This window comes from Bradyrhizobium sp. 195 (genome assembly GCF_023101665.1).
GTDB lineage: Bacteria > Pseudomonadota > Alphaproteobacteria > Rhizobiales > Xanthobacteraceae > Bradyrhizobium.
The window spans coordinates 6,640,218-6,654,556 of record NZ_CP082161.1 but is presented as its reverse complement, the minus strand read 5'-3'; the positions used below and the strand labels follow the sequence as shown (position 1 = coordinate 6,654,556).

General features: G+C 60.2%; 12 protein-coding genes. 6 read left to right on the top strand and 6 right to left on the bottom strand.

The genetic code is table 11. The features are described from left to right. Window positions 1-18: 18 nt before the first annotated feature. Together IVB26_RS31080 and IVB26_RS31075 are read right to left on the bottom strand one after the other, a co-directional pair. Window positions 19-441 carry a hypothetical protein gene (locus tag IVB26_RS31080; RefSeq protein WP_247968848.1) on the bottom strand — a complete coding sequence of 141 codons (423 nt, stop codon included), beginning with the start codon at window positions 439-441 and terminating at the stop codon, window positions 19-21. A gap of 1,008 nt (window positions 442-1,449) precedes the next feature. Continuing rightward, window positions 1,450-1,713 carry a hypothetical protein gene (locus tag IVB26_RS31075; RefSeq protein WP_246918874.1) on the bottom strand — a complete coding sequence of 88 codons (264 nt, stop codon included), beginning with the start codon at window positions 1,711-1,713 and terminating at the stop codon, window positions 1,450-1,452. A 606-nt stretch (window positions 1,714-2,319) separates the two neighbouring features. On the opposite strand from IVB26_RS31075, the gene IVB26_RS31070 reads away from it, so the two are divergent. Next, window positions 2,320-2,586, top strand: coding sequence for a hypothetical protein (locus IVB26_RS31070; RefSeq protein ID WP_247968847.1), 267 nt, complete (start codon window positions 2,320-2,322; stop codon window positions 2,584-2,586). Window positions 2,587-2,667: 81 nt separating this feature from the next. On the opposite strand, the gene IVB26_RS31065 is transcribed toward IVB26_RS31070, so the two are convergent. After that, window positions 2,668-3,405 (bottom strand): metallophosphoesterase family protein, encoded by a 738-nt coding sequence (locus IVB26_RS31065; RefSeq protein ID WP_247973314.1) that lies wholly within the window; start codon window positions 3,403-3,405, stop codon window positions 2,668-2,670. A gap of 607 nt (window positions 3,406-4,012) precedes the next feature. Here IVB26_RS31065 and IVB26_RS31060 point away from each other — a divergent pair. Further along, window positions 4,013-5,440: an undecaprenyl-phosphate glucose phosphotransferase gene (locus IVB26_RS31060; protein WP_346732843.1), complete on the top strand. Its 1,428-nt coding sequence runs from the start codon at window positions 4,013-4,015 to the stop codon at window positions 5,438-5,440. A gap of 42 nt (window positions 5,441-5,482) precedes the next feature. Here IVB26_RS31060 and IVB26_RS31055 read toward each other — a convergent pair whose 3' ends face one another. The 3 genes from IVB26_RS31055 to IVB26_RS31045 all read right to left on the bottom strand — a co-directional run bounded on the left by IVB26_RS31055 (window position 5,483) and on the right by IVB26_RS31045 (window position 9,250). Beyond that, window positions 5,483-5,770: a hypothetical protein gene (locus IVB26_RS31055; RefSeq protein WP_247968845.1), complete on the bottom strand. Its 288-nt coding sequence runs from the start codon at window positions 5,768-5,770 to the stop codon at window positions 5,483-5,485. Window positions 5,771-6,158: 388 nt separating this feature from the next. Continuing rightward, window positions 6,159-8,390 carry a Wzz/FepE/Etk N-terminal domain-containing protein gene (locus tag IVB26_RS31050; RefSeq protein WP_247968844.1) on the bottom strand — a complete coding sequence of 744 codons (2,232 nt, stop codon included), beginning with the start codon at window positions 8,388-8,390 and terminating at the stop codon, window positions 6,159-6,161. Between the two features lie 32 nt (window positions 8,391-8,422). Beyond that, window positions 8,423-9,250, bottom strand: coding sequence for a hypothetical protein (locus tag IVB26_RS31045; RefSeq protein ID WP_247968843.1), 828 nt, complete (start codon window positions 9,248-9,250; stop codon window positions 8,423-8,425). 334 nt (window positions 9,251-9,584) lie between these two features. On the opposite strand from IVB26_RS31045, the gene IVB26_RS31040 reads away from it, so the two are divergent. The 4 genes from IVB26_RS31040 to IVB26_RS31025 are packed head-to-tail and all read left to right on the top strand — an operon-like array spanning window position 9,585 to window position 14,330. Continuing rightward, entirely contained in the window at window positions 9,585-10,787 is a 1,203-nt protein-coding gene (locus tag IVB26_RS31040; RefSeq protein ID WP_247968842.1) for an acyltransferase family protein, read from the top strand. A 7-nt stretch (window positions 10,788-10,794) separates the two neighbouring features. After that, window positions 10,795-12,129, top strand: a complete 1,335-nt coding sequence (locus IVB26_RS31035; protein ID WP_247968841.1) for a hypothetical protein — start codon at window positions 10,795-10,797, stop codon at window positions 12,127-12,129. Window positions 12,130-12,138: 9 nt separating this feature from the next. After that, the gene (locus tag IVB26_RS31030) at window positions 12,139-13,245 is read left to right on the top strand and encodes an acyltransferase family protein (protein ID WP_247968840.1); all 1,107 of its coding nucleotides are present in this window, start codon (window positions 12,139-12,141) and stop codon (window positions 13,243-13,245) included. Beyond that, window positions 13,242-14,330 (top strand): acyltransferase family protein, encoded by a 1,089-nt coding sequence (locus tag IVB26_RS31025; RefSeq protein WP_247968839.1) that lies wholly within the window; start codon window positions 13,242-13,244, stop codon window positions 14,328-14,330. Before IVB26_RS31030 ends, IVB26_RS31025 begins: the two co-directional genes overlap by 4 nt. The last annotated feature ends 9 nt before the right edge of the window (window positions 14,331-14,339 follow it).

Below are 14,339 nucleotides of genomic sequence, written 5' to 3'. Positions count from 1 at the left end.
TCAGCGGCGGTGCTGCAGTCACCGTGCGCCATCGCGTGCATTCCGATTTTTATTCTTCGGCGCTTGTGGGGCAGCCGTGATGCTGCTGTTCGCGTTCGCGGAGGCCAGCCCGTCCACGCGTGCGCTTACCGCTCCCAGCTGATCGGACAGAAGCTTGCGCTCACCTCCTTCTGACGCCAGCTTTCGGCGAAGGCCGTCTACTTGCTCGCCAATCTTCCGCTGATCGGACTGGACCTCTTGAACGGTCTGCTGAAGTGTGGTGAGCGCCTGCTTAACCTCTTGGGCATCGACGTCCTGGTGCGTGGCAGCCATCGCCTGGAGTGCTTCGACCTTTCGCTGCGTCCAAATGAACCCACCAATAGCAAGGACGGCGACCAGCGCCAGTACGATCCAAGGGAGCGCCTGTCGGCTAGAAAAGACAGAGTCTGACGTTGGAGGCATGACAACTCCTTGAGACTGGGGGGCTCAAGCCAACGCCACCAATCTGACTTAGTTTCAGCGGGAGTGATCGCTCACAACGTTCGCACCGAGTTTGCTCGAGGCTTCGCGAGATCAGGATGAACCTCTCGATGAGTGGACACCTGTAGGAGGCGCAGAGAGAAACGGAGGCGTCGAATGCAAAGACGTCAATGTGATTCACGAACGACTAAAGCTCGCAGTTGGACAGGCTAACGCGCGGTCGATCGATCGGACCGATCAGCAAGGACCGGTCTGCGCGACCCGGTGCTAACGCTGGGTGGATAAACTCGACGGGAGACGGCATCGGCGACGTGGCGCCCACGCAGGCGACGCCGATGCGGCGGGCCAGCAGTTCTCTGAGCGCTCCCGGCCCAGACGAGCGTTCGCGAACGCGGTGTCCCATCTCGCTCCCGTTCAAATTGTAGCTGGAGAGCAAGACTACATAGCGTTTTACGAAACTGCAGGAGACGTGGGCGAGACAATTGGGTGCTATGTTGCCTGCTTGGCGCGAGCACATTCCCTGATCATCAGCGGAATTTCCCTGTTCCGAATCTCATGCATCGCGCCGCAATGCCACGATTCCAGCGCTCATTTGGCCATTTCATGCCCGGTCGCGTCCCTGCAGCAGATACTTTTCCCTGCAAAATTCCCTGTAACCAGGGATTGAATGTCGACGACTTTCCGCAAGGTTAGGGCGCCTTCGGCCAGCGCGGTTGTGTGCGGGCGCTTTCGAGACGAGCGTGATCAGCTCCGGCTGGGCGGTGGCGTCCGGCTTGAGAATATCGACTTGAGGTGAATGCGAGCCGCTTCGCGCGAAATGCCCGGTGCTCGGAAGCGCCTTTGATCGATGCGACTGCTGCAAGGCGCGCGCCCGCCGCCCGTCTGGGGCTATTGGCGCGGCTCAAATGAAAACTGCCGCCACCCGGTTGCCCCGCGTGGCGGCGATGGTTAGTCGGGCCGAGCTCCGCTCAAGCCCAATCGCTCCGTCCCTTACCGGACGTACCAATATCCCCACCAGCGTTGGGATACGGGCCGCGCCTGCGCCTTCATGGCTGCGACTTCCTCGACCGGGCGAAGCTGGGGACCATAGATCGCTGGCGGGTAAACGTCATCCCACAGCACAACACCGCCCTGGACGGCGGCCGCCCGATGTGACGGAGCAAGCGCGAGCTCGGCGGCCGGCGCGACGGAGGCCGTCACGGTGAGGCCAAGGGCGGCCAAGGCAATGGATGGAATAAGGGCGCGGAAGTTCATTGGATTGAATCCCTCTGAAATGCGATGGGAAATAATGCGACGTCGGACGGACGGTTGCAAGGGCACGGCTCGACCGATCTACCCGAAATTCCTCGTCCTGGGACGAGGTCTGCTCGACGCATCTGCTCGGCCAAATGCGCGGCCGGGCCGCGACCCGTCCTTCACACATATATATAGAGAGTGGTCGCTACACGGACTATTCGGTGATCGTCACCGATCGAGACGAGATGTGGCAAGGGCCGGTAGGCTTGGCACGAGTGCTTCATGCGCACAAGGGATCGGGCCTTGAACAATCTTTCGGCGCTCATGAATCCTGAAGAACCATGATGTCGACACACTGCTCGCTCTTGATGCGAGCCGGACCATCCAGGGCGACTCCATGACTTCTACGTTTGTCTCCGCTTCCATTTTCGGCGCTGGCCTTATCCTTGGATACGCGCTGAGCGCTTGGCGCGTCCAACGAAGAGGTGCGAACGCATCCTACGGCGCGTCACACCAGGCGTCCCAACCCACCTCAACGTTCGGTCACGCCCGACGAGCCTTTTAGATGTCGTCCAATTCGTTGTCGGCATCCAGCTACACACTGAAACGACGGGGCATGATGACATGAGCGAGCCCAAGAAGGACGCTCCACGACGCTACTTCGTGGATGGCGCCGGACAGCGCGTGCTCGTTGGTCTGACGATCTCGGAAACCATCGAGTTCGAAGCGCTGGACAAGCCGGACACCGACTTGATCGGCGAAGCGGCGCGCGTCCGTCAGGCCCAGCACGGCGAGCGTTGGGTGGAACTCTACATCAAGCACGAACGAGCCTGGAGCGACTGGATGGCGCAGACGCGTGCGCGGCTAGAGAAGCCGCCGTTGCTCAACTAGGGTTTGGCCCGGAGTCGTGGATCAACCAGTCCATCCTTGTGAAGCCGTCTCGCATGTCAGTGGCAGGCGGCTGTCGCCACCTCACACCGCGAGCATGCGGCTGCCCTGGATGCTCATCAGGGTGAGGTTGCCGGTCGCATAGGCGCCGGTGTCGATGTTGACGCGGTTCGCCAGGAATTCGGCACTGCGGACCGGCGTATGTCCGTGCACGACATACTTGCCGAACTGTTCCTCGCTCCGCAGGAACTCTTCGCGAATCCAGAGCAGATCGCGCTCCGTCTGCTCGGCCAGCGGAACGCCCGGGCGAACGCCGGCGTGAACGAAGAAGAAGTCGCCACAACTGAAGCTCAGCCGCAAATTGTCCAGGAATTCCAGATGTTCGGTGGGCATTGCCCGAATCAAATCGCGCAATATCGATGCCGGCTCGTCGCGCTTTAGGTCCGGTGGGGCGAGCCCGTAGGACATCAACGTCTGGGTCCCGCCGACCGCAATCCAATCCTCGAACAGCGAAGGATCTTCGAACACCCTCACCAGAAATGCCTCGTGGTTTCCCTTGAGGAAAACTGCGTTGCCCCGGCGGCTCCGTTCGACCAGGACGTCGAGAGTGGCGCGCGTATCCGGGCCGCGATCGATGTAGTCACCCATGAAGACCTCGATCGCATAGCGCGGCCGGCTGCGGGCAACGTCGGCGTCGATCACCCGCAGCATGGGCTGGAGCAGATGGGCGCATCCGTGAATATCGGAGATCGCATAGATGCGAACTCCCTCCGGCAATTGCGGCTTGGGGGTGGGCGAGCGTGGTCGGGCGAGAGATATCATGGGGCTCAATCGATCGGGTCGTCGAAAAAATTTCCCCAAGTCGCCGGCACCGGAGAGCATCCAACGCGAACAACGTGAATTCGGTGAGGGAGCGTCCTTGTTCTCCAGCGCGATCACGCCAAAAGAAGGGCGGCATTTTTTGCCGACCTTGTTGTCGACGGACAGCGCGAACGAGCGGTCCGCACAAATGCATCGCTAAACGCGAGAGCGCGGCAAAGTTGCATGCCTGGGGCGATTCTTGCGACGCACGCCCAGATAGAAATCCGTCGAAATTCTCGCAACTGATTCATTTTGCTTCATTGGCGCATTTCATCGCTCGAAAGATGAGCGACGAGTCGTTCGCGCGACGACAAGTCATCGCGTTGCACGTGGAACTTGATTCAAAATAGGGCAACGCGTTCGCTCATATGTCATCACTGTGACGACTTTTTCAGCGCGTCGAATTTCGCTGCGCATTTCAACATCGCGCATGATCCTTGCGCCGCAAAAGTTTTGCGTGCAGCGCCACAATCTCGCTGCGATCAACCAACACTTTCCGCGCGGGGAATTGACGAGTCTTCAGCATCACGATGAGCGTCAGACACTCTCTCGATTGATAGAGGTACGAATGGCTGTTGCAACTTATGGTTCTGAAAACGCCCACGCGCTGTCATCGACGCGCGGCAGCTCTCTTCAGAGGCCATTTCAGATCGTCGTCATGGCTGCCGACTTTCTGCTGATCTTGTTGAGCTATGCCGCCGGTGCCTCGCTATACGGCGCCGCGGTCGCTTCGCCCGATGGCGCTTCGGTAGGCGCTGGGTTGTTTGTCGGCGTGGTGTTCGTCGCGGTCGCCTATTTCCGGGACGTCTACGCCACGCACCGTCTGCTCAATATCGTCTGGCAGCTGCGAAAGGCGGTGCTTATCTGGCTGACGTCACTGACGATCCTCGCCGTTGCGGCCTTCTTGCTGAAATCGACGGACAATCTCTCCCGTGGCACCGTCATCGTGTTCGCCGTGATCGGCGGACTTGGCTTGATCAGTCTCCGCTTCGCTTGGCAGGCGGTGTTCGGCACGAGTTTTGCGAGAAGCCGGCTGGTCGATCGCAAGGTGATCCTGCTCAGCCTCAAGCCGCTCGATTTCACCTCGAGCCGCTTCAAGGACCTGCGAAGGAATGGCTTCGATGTCACGCGCCATTTCGTGCTCGGCGCCGATCGGGATGACGGCCAATGGGAGCGGCAGATTCGCGACGTGATCCGGCAATCGCGCTCGGCTGATGTCGACGAATATCTGCTTGCGATCGACTGGAACGAATTGCCGATGCTCCGCAAGCTGGGACACCATTTGCGCGCCGTCCCACAGCCCATACGCCTGCTGCCGGATGATCCAGTCGCTGATCTGGTGGCCCGTCCCTTCCTGCCGGTCAGTGGAACCGTCGCGGTTGAAATCCAGCGGCCGCCTCTCAACATTTTCGAGCGGTTGCAAAAGCGCTGTCTCGACGTTGGCGTGGCCCTGTTTGCACTGGTGATGCTGACGCCGCTGCTGCTGACCGTCGCCGTGCTGATCAAGCTGGACTCCCCGGGGAACGTCATCTTCCGGCAGTCGCGGCGCGGCTTTAACGGCAGGCCGTTCGAGATCTGGAAGTTCCGAACCATGACCGTCAGTGAGAACGGCGAGACAGTTACGCAGGCAACCAAGAGGGATGCCCGGGTCACCAAGATCGGACGATTCCTTCGCATGACCAGCATCGACGAGCTGCCGCAGCTCTGGAATGTGCTGCGCGGGGATATGTCACTGGTTGGCCCGCGTCCGCACGCGCTGGCACATGACAATTACTATGACGAGCTCATCAGCAAATACGTCTACCGGCACCACATGAAGCCGGGCCTGACGGGCTGGGCGCAGGTGAACGGGTTCAGAGGGGAAACGCCGACAATCGACCTGATGGAGAAGAGGGTCGAGTACGACGTCTGGTACGTCAGCAACTGGAGTATCTGGCTCGATCTGAAGATCATGGCCCGCACCGCATCCGCAGTGATGTTCCAGGAGGCGTACTAGCCGCTCGACTTCCCGGTCTTCTGGAGCCACAGGCTCGAGGGATCAGGTTCCATCCCGCGACGACCTGCCGAAGAGCCGCATGATCGCATCGCGCAGGGCGAGCAACGGCGGCACCAGCACGAAGAATGCCCCCATCGCTACCGAGACGATGACATGACGGATCGAGAAGGGTTCGTCCTGCTCGAGGTCTCGTTGGCTGGGGTCGACAGGGGCCGGCGATAGCGTCGTCGCCATCGGCTGCCGACGCGGCTTGCGCGGGGGAACCACGATCAACACGAACAGGATGTTGAGCAGAACCCAAATAGTCAAAATCGTCAGGACGATCAGCATTCCGAGCCCACCGGAAAAGAACTACAAATATGAGCCGAGGTTAGCCTCAGGGAACCCAGAAAGAAAGATGCCCAAAGTTTCGGCATTTTGAAGCATCAAGGACCGGATTGTCTCGTCTTATCGGGAGATGATTGCCAATTGGCGCACTGTCCTAGCGACCACCGCCTTCGTCAATCCTTGCTTTTGGCTAGAGCAATAGCTGCAAGTTGTGGATTCCGGGCGAATACGGAGGCCTGAGCAGTCCGGTGGGCTTGGCGCAATCCTCGCGCCGTGCGCAAAGGCGCATTCGATCGCCTTCCAGCTACAGTTCCGCAAGACGCGAAAAAGGCCCGCTGCCAATATGGCAGCGGGCCCGAGGTCGTTACGGTTCGGCTGAGCGCGGCGCCGCCTAGGCATGCTCGACGTAGTAGCTGTTGTGGTGCTTGCCCTTGTACGCCTCGATGCGCTTGAGCATCTTCGGGTTGGCGCGGTTGAGCACGGCGCCGAGCAGCTTCTTCTGGAGCACTTCCGACCCGGAAACCGACTCCTGAAGAGCACTTCGCGTCGTCTGTCCCCATTCGATCACGTAGACCATGGCGTCGATCAGGAGGCTGACGGCCTTGGAGTCCGCCACCGGCATCACCGGGGCAAGATCGATCACGATGTATTCATAGTGCTCTCGCAGCACCTTGAGCAGTTCGGCCATCGCCTTCGATCCGATGACGTCGGCCGAATTGACCATGCGGGACGCCACGACGGACGGCAGGAAATCCAGTCCCGTCTCCTTGCTTCGCTGCACATGGTAGCCGAGGCTCGCGGGGTCGGCGAGGGCCTCCACCAGGCCGCTCTTGGCGTTGGGTGCGAGCTCTCGGGTCAGCGAGCGCGTGTGCAGATCGCCGTCGATCAGGACCGTGCGATGCCCGGTGAGGGCGATCAACTGTGCGAAGTTGGCCGCCACCGTCGTCTTTCCTTCCTTGGGAAGCGAAGACACGATGCCGATCACCTTGATCTCGCGGGTCAGGCGCGCAACATCAATCGACACCTTGATGTTGCGCAACGTCTCGGCGAACCGCGAGAATGGATGATCGACGACGTAGCGGGACAGATCGGGTGAGGCTGTCTTGGCTGACGTCGAAAGCAACGCGCCAGTCGTCGTCGGCGGACGAATGTCCGGCAGCACTCCAAGGCACTTCACGCCGAGCTCATCCTCGACCTCGGCCGGGGTCCGCAAGACGTCGCTGAGCAGCTCACGCCCAAATGCGACGCCGAAGCCGAGGCACAGGCCACCGACCAGGCCACCGACGAGCGCCAGGACCGTACGCGGCGAGCTCTTGCGATCCGGCTTGGTGGCGGTGCTGATGAGGCGTGACTCGCTGAGCGGAAAGCTCTGATTCTGCGTCGCGCTTTGCAGCTTCTCGAGGAAGTTGTTGTAGAGGTTGCGATAGGTGTCGGCGGCGCTTTCGAGATCGCGCAGCTTGACCGCGGCCTGGCCGCTATCGCCGGCCTGGGCGACGAGCTCCTTCACGCTTTTCTCGAGCGATGCCTCCCGGCTCTTTGCGATCTCATAGTCGCTGCGATAGGCATCTCCGATCCGATGCAGCTCGTCGGCGATGTTCTTGCGCAGCTCCTCCATCTTGTTGGCCAGATTGACCGCCGCAAGATGCTGCTTGCCATAGCGTCGCGACCAATCCGCATATTGGGCCTGAAGGTCGAGATATTGGGCGCGCAGGCGGGTGATGACCGAGTTGTTAAGAGCGTCCGTCACGGTTGATTGCGCAACATCCTGATCGGAGATCGCGTTGATCCGGTCGAGACGAGCCTTGGCTTCGGCCGTCGCCGCTCGCGCTTGAACCAGCTGCGTGTTCAGGTCCGACAATTGCTGCTCGGACATCAGGCCGCGGCTGGTTCCGACGATGTTGTGCTCGGCCTTGAAGGTTTGCACGGCGCGGTCGCTGGCCGTTGCCTGCTCGCTGAGCTCGATGCTGCGCTGCTGAAGCCATTCGGTTGCCCGCTTGGTGGACTGATATTTGGCCTCCAGGGCGCCGACAAGGTAGGCATTGGCGATGGCGTTGACGATCTTGGCGGCCTTGTCGGGGCTCCGTGCGCGATAGTTCATCGACAAGACATACGTCGTCAGAACGCGTTCCGTTCTCAAGTTCTTCTGAACCGCCTCGACCACGGCATGCTCGAGCCGCTCCTGGGACGCCGGTTCGCCGGAGCTAAACAGCGACATGACCTTGCCGAGGACAACGGACAGCAGGCCCGGATTGGAGCCGTTGAATTCGGGATCGTCCGTCAGCTTCAGGCGACGGACGACCGAGAGAATCAGGTCGTCCGAATTGATGACCTCGACTTGGCTATCGACGTAGCCGGTGTCGATGAGGGCACTGTTGGCGTTGCTGTCCTTGTCCAGCACCTGCGCCTGACGCGTATCCATCATGATGCGGGCATTCGCCGTGAACATCGGTTGCGCCATGACCAGGTAGATCATCACCAGAGCCAGAGAAGCCCCGGTGCACGCCGCGATGATCGGCCACTGCCGGCGCAGGACGTCGGCCACGCGCTCGAAGCTGAGGACTGCTCCGCCGAATTCGATGCCGAATCGGTGTCCCGACTGGAAATGTTCTCTAGGCTGGTACATTTGCTAATTCGCTGCCTTTTGACGATCGCTGATCAGTTCGGAAGGGGGACGGGCTTGAAGGGGTTGGCCAGCTTGGTTTTAAATTCGCCGTCGAGCAGGGCCCCGCCTCGGGACGGTTGCGCCAGACTCTTGTTTTGCGATTGAGCCTGGGCGCCCGAGGCGTCCTCACCTGCGGCGGAATAGCCCGCTTGCACGTTGAGATCACCGATCCGTTGCGCGAAATCCCTGATCTTGCGCGCGGCGTCCGGCTTCGTAGACGTGCACCGTCCTTCCGCAATCCTCAGCGCGGCGCCGATGGCGGAACGATCGGCCGAAGCCGAGCCGGAGATGAGTGTCTGCACGGACGGCAACACCGACGGGTTCGTGGCGATGTAGGTGGCGAGCCGAAATCTCAGCTTCTCCTTGTCATTGCGGAGCCGCTCCAGAAGCGAGGAGGGCGATTTCACGAACGTGTCGAGCTCGAGCTGCGAGGCGCGATCCGAAAATTCGACGCACTGAGCGCGGCAAGCATCGATGCTCGACACGATCAAGGCAGAAGCTGCCAAGACGATCGGTAGCCATCGTGTCATTGCATGACGACGTGTTAGTCCGCAGCCCATCCGTGTCCCTTCCTCCCTGTTGCAATAGGAGAACAGGTGAAACTTGGCAGGTAACTGTGTCAATTTTTGTGCGACGCAAAAGCAGAGTGTGTCGGCGGCGATGACGTATGCATTGCCTGATTTTCGATCGGTTGCAAAATGAGGATATGCAATGCATGCGAGATCGGCATGCTCGCGCCTAGGAATGTTGCAACTTGAAAACATAAGAGGCGTTTGCGGTGAGGCGTCGCAAGCGACCGTCGCAAAACCGACACAAGTCATCAGCTGCTCATTAGTTCCCGCCCGCGAAAAATTATCAGCGGGACATCAGCATGCGAAGATCGCGGTTGTCTTAATCGCAGCAGCGCCGAATTTCGCGCAAACTTTACGCGCAAATACTCGCGATCATCATCGCTTGATTTGATTTGCGCGCCGACGCGACGGCGGTCTCAGGCAAAAAGTGGCGTGAACTTGACGCTCGCATGTCCGAATGAACTGCGAGCCTTGAAATTATCGTCGATCGTCATGCGTCGAATGCGAGTCCGCAATCGCAGAGATTGAACACGCGCCAAGTCCTGATACACACTGCTGCGGTGCAATAGTTGGGAATGTTGATGTGACGGAGTTGGTTCATCGTGAGAAGGCGCATGTCCTGGCGCTCGACAGCATCCGGGGTATCGCCGCGACATCGGTGGTGATTCACCATCTCCTGCTGATGCCGACGTTCCTCGCGGCGTTCCCGCACAATGCGTGGATCAACTGCTCGTTCTTCAGGAGCTCCTGGCTGCTGGTCGATCTGTTCTTTGTTCTCAGCGGGATCGTCATGTCGCTCAGCTACGTCGAGAGCGACTTCGGGCGTTTCTCGCTGCGCGAGTTCATGGTGCGGCGCCTGGCGCGGGTCTATCCGCTGCACATCGTCATGCTGATGGCAAATCTGTTGTTTCGCCTCCTGCGAATCAGTCTGGTCATGGCGGGTGTCGTTGTGGCCGCGCCGGCGGCGTTCGAAGTGAACAATGCCTATTCCTTCGTTCTCAACGTCCTGCTGCTGCATTCGATGGGGTTTATCGACTATCTCAGCTGGAACGCGCCGAGCTGGAGCATCAGTGTCGAGTTCTACACCTATCTCGTGTTCGGCCTGATCGTCCTCTTTGCCCAGCGCATGCGTTCCCTGTTGTGGTTTTACGTCCTTTGCGGCGCGCTTGCGGTCGGAAGTCTGGTCTTCATCATCTTCGTGCTCGACAAGAGGAGCCTCGGGCTTCAGACCGACTTCGGCATCGTGCGCTGCTTCGTGAGCTTTTTTCTGGGGGTGCTGACGGTCAGGATCGTTGATCGCCTGCCGGCCAAGCCGGGCCCAGCCGTGCAGGGAGTGCTGCAATTCGTCGCCATGATAGCCAGCATCGTCCTGGTGTCCCTGGCGGAGACCAGTCCTGCGTCAACCTTCCTCGCGCCCGTGACGTTCGCGATCTTCCTCGGCAGTTTACTGGCTTTTCCCGATGCGCTGCTGGTGCCGCGGATGCTGGTGGCCAAGCCGCTGGTCTGGCTCGGGAAACGTTCCTACTCGATCTATATGGTGCACGCGCTCGTGGTGCTCCTGGCCGAATATTTCGTGCGGGCGCTCGGGGCGGGGCGGATCGCCGCTCTCGATTCGGTCTTCGCTGGTCTGCCGGCCACGCTGAATCTCGTGGTCTCATTGACCGCCGTGCTGGCGGTGTCCCACTTCACCTATCGCTATGTCGAAATTCCCGGCGGCAGGCTGATGCGGAACGTCCTTGGAGACCGGTCCGGTTTCTCCGCCTCGCCTGCGCGACAGACGAACTGAGCCGGACATGACGATCCTCGCGCTGCATCGCCCCAAAATCACGCTGATCAGCCTCAACATCGAGGCGATCGCGCTCGGGGTCTATCTGGTCCGCGACGCCTTTGGCGGCGTGATCCGCTATTACACCAGCATCTATCACGTGGATCCGCTCTGGTACCTGCCTGACGGCGTTGCGCTTCTGTGTCTGGCCCAGTTCTTCGTGCATTGTGTCCTGCGCAATCGCAGCACCCTGGCGCTGTTGGTGCTGGTCCAGATCATTCTGTCGCTTGTGCTCGGCTACTTCTTTATGGGAACGATGAACGCTGCGATCTCGTCCTTCAAGATGATGTTGCCGATATTCGTCGGATTCTGCTTCTGCGATTCGAGCCTTGGCTCGTACCGGAAGCTGCTATCGGTCATCGCTGTGACCTTCTATCTGTCCGTGATCGGCGTTCTCCTGACGAAATTCTACCTGATGCCCTGGGTGGGCTACAAATACGAGTCCTTCGGCGCCGTACGCGAGGCTGGTCGGTTGTGGTGGGCTTATGGCGGCGACGACCAGCGCCTCATGGGCTTTGCGGCCGACAATACCATGGCTGCATTCTTCATCCTGGTGTCGTTCGCGATCACGTCTATTCGCATGAGCACCACGTGGTGCCTCATATTCGGCTCCATCGCGATCTATGCCATCAAGCTGACCACGAGCAAGACGACCATGATCGTCCTCGTGCTCTATCTGGTTCTGCTGGTGTTCGTGCGAATGCTGCCGGAGAAATCGCGCTTCCCCGCGATCCGGACCATCGCGCTGTGGTCGTTTGCCTCGATCCTGGTTCCGTTCTTCATGATCGTGGTTGCGTCGGGCACCGCAGCCGTGCCGCATTCGACCTTGTTCAGCATCGTCGATCGCATCAACAACAGCTGGCAGTTGCCGTTCGTCTACATGAACCAGCTTATGCCGGTCGGTCTGGTGACCGGCTGCGGGGCGGGTTGCTTCAACTATCCGCAAAAGCTGTTCTCGCCACTCGCCCACTTCTGGGTGCCGGTCGACAATTTCTACATCGGCACGTACCTGATGTTCGGACTCCCGTTCGCGGCGTTCATGGTGATGGTGTTTCGGGCGACTTTCGGTGCGACCGACGTCTACAAGCTGACGCTGCTCTTCGTCGTCAACCTGTTCACGATCACGGTGCTGAACTACGGCCCGGCGTCCGGCCTCCTGATCATCGCATTGAGCTTCAGCGAAGTGTTCTCGCGGCGTGCGGCCTCCGCACGGGCAGGCGACGCCGTGCCAATTGTCATGCGGCCGCCGATGCCGTCATTGGAAGGCTTCCGCCCAGATGCGGCGGCGAGCGGAAGCAGGTGAGAACGAACAATGCATAAACGGCTCGCATTCATCGACACGTTGCGCGGCATTGCCGTGTTGTCGGTCCTGGTTCAGCATGTGTTCGAGGTGATCGTCGAAAAGCACCCGACAGGTGCCTATTACTGGCCCATCCATGATGTGTTCGGCTACTACATGAACTTCGGTCGGTTCGGTGTGGTGTTGTTCTTCTTCGTCAGCGGCTTCGTCATTCCGTTCAGCTTCCCGGACAGCGCCACGCCGGTGCGGGATTTTACGATCAGCCGCTTCTTCCGGCTCTACCCGGCCTACTGGACCTCGCTCGTGGTCGGGCTCGTGACGATGCAGCTGCTGGAGTCGAAGATCTATCCGCTGGGGCAGGTCGCTGCGAATGTGACGATGTTGCAGACCTTCGTGAACGTCCCGAACCTCTGGGTCTTTTACTGGACGCTGGCGATCGAACTGCTGTTCTATGTCGGATGCACCATTCTTTTTGCCATGGGGCTGCTGAACCGACGCTTCACCGCGGTCACCATCGTCGCTGCGGCCGCGCTGGTCGGAACCACCGCTGCGCTCTTCGTTGAGAACAGGACGGTCTCCTCGGTGATGGAGGTCGGGCTGAACCTGTCGGCGATGTTCCTGGGCAAGATCATCCGCGACACCGTCATCGGCGGAAAGCTGCGATGGACCCATGTGGCCGTCTGCACTCTCCTGTATGCGATCTTCGCCGTCACCCTGTCGGACCGTCGGTTCGGAGGCGTGTATCACGAGAACTTCTTCTACAGCTATTCGATCGGATCGGCCTATGTCTGCGCGGCGCTGGTCTTCATCGGCTTTGCCGTGTTCGGCGAGAGGATGGCGTGGCGCCCGATGGCGTTCGTCGGCGTGATCAGCTATTCGGTCTACCTGATGTCGCCGTTCGTGATCGTCTTCATCCACCGCCTCGTCTGGTTCGGCGATGGGCCGCTGGGATGGTCGGTCTTTCTGGTCATGATCCTGGCGTTGTCGGTCCTCGTCAGCTGGATGACATTTGCGTTCGTCGAGAAGCCCAGCATTGCCTTCGGGCACAGGTTCCGCTCGACGCGGCGGAAGACCGTGGTTATCGACCCTGCGCTCAGTACCCAGGGTGCCGCAGAGTGATCAGGACACCGCAGCAGCCGGGCGCAGCCTACGACGGATCGTTCGTTCCGTCGGTCCAGGGGCTTCGCGCCATCGCGGCGCTGAGCGTGCTGATGGATCATTTCTACGACATGCCGAAAGCAGGCATGTACGACATTCCTGATCCCGGATTCCTGCCGCCGCTTTGGCTCTGGCTGCAATCGGTGATCAATGTCGGTGGTCACGGCGTCGAACTGTTCTTCATGATCAGCGGCTTCCTGATTCCGGCGAGCCTGGTGCGGCACGGGTCGTTGCCGCGGTTCTTTTTCGATCGCGTCCTGCGCATCATGCCGGTGTTCGTCGTCCTGCATCTTGCGCTGTTCGCAATTGGGCCGATCGTGGCCTACAAGTTCTTCCGCGGGATCGATCTGACCAGCTATCTCGCAATCTTTGCGGCCAACCTGTTCTTCGTGCAGGACGCGCTCGGCCTGCCCATTGCCCAGCAGAATGCCTGGACGCTGACCTATGAGTGGGCATTCTACATCTGGTTTGCGCTGACATTCTCGATGTGGCGCGCCGGGGGCAGGCTGCTGGCGGCGCCATTGATCCTGCTGGGTCTGGCGTGCCTGATGCATTGGCCGATCACCGCGTTTTTCTGCATCGGCATGCTGTTCAGCGCGACCGGATTTCGCATCTCCATTCCCGGACGCGTTGGGCTGCTCGCAGGTCTCGTCTGCGGGGTCGCCCTCTATGCGAGCCTCGTGCTGTTTCACCCCTTCGTGGGGCTCATTCCCGGTTTCCTGTTGTTCGGCATGGTGCTGGCCCCGGAATCAGGCCTCGGGAAGGCTCTGAGTGCGCCGGCCCTGCAATATGTCGGCAAGATCAGCTACAGCCTCTATCTCGTGCATCCCTTCGTGCTGTTCCCCTTGCAGGTGATCGGCCTGAAGCTGGTCGCTGCCGGCGTTGATCGGTGGCTGCTGTGGGCCGCCTTCATCGTGCTCGGGCTGGTGATGTCGTTGGTCGCGAGCGCGATCAGCTATGAGCTGATCGAGGTCAGGCTGAGGCGCCTGTTGGACGGCGCGATCCGCGGCATGTTCTTCCGACGGCAGATCGAGCAATCGGTGTGAGAGGACGCC